This window comes from Neisseria sp. P0001.S005, from assembly GCF_051963715.1.
In genome coordinates this window covers 1-434 of record NZ_JBQCTZ010000621.1, presented here as the reverse complement: position 1 = coordinate 434, position 434 = coordinate 1, and the positions used below count along the sequence as shown (strand labels likewise).

1 protein-coding gene is annotated in these 434 nt (G+C 49.8%); it reads left to right on the top strand.

The features are described from left to right. Nucleotides 1-434, top strand: a 434-nt coding sequence (locus ACTHSP_RS22050) for an inorganic phosphate transporter (protein ID WP_440347015.1), incomplete at both ends; no start/stop codon positions are given.

The window sequence follows — 434 nt, the reverse complement described above, 5'->3', positions numbered from 1 at the left end:
TTGGATAAATCGACTTTCCAAATGTTCTCATGGATGCAGGTATTTACCGCTTGCGGTTTTGCATTCAGCCATGGTGCGAACGATATTGCCAATGCGATTGGTCCGTTTGCCGCGATTATGGATGTGTTGCGTACCAACAGCATTACTGCTCAAAACGCTGTGCCGCCGATTGCCATGTTGACTTTCGGTATCGCTTTGATCGTCGGTTTGTGGTTTGTCGGCAAAGAAGTGATTAAAACCGTAGGCACCAGCTTGGCAGAAATGCACCCTGCCTCCGGCTTCTCAGCCGAACTTTCGGCAGCAGCCGTTGTAATGGCAGCCTCATTCATGGGCTTACCTGTTTCCAGTACCCATATCTTGGTGGGTGCAGTTTTGGGTATCGGCTTGGTTAACCGCAATGCCAACTGGAAATTGATGAAACCGATCGGCCTTGC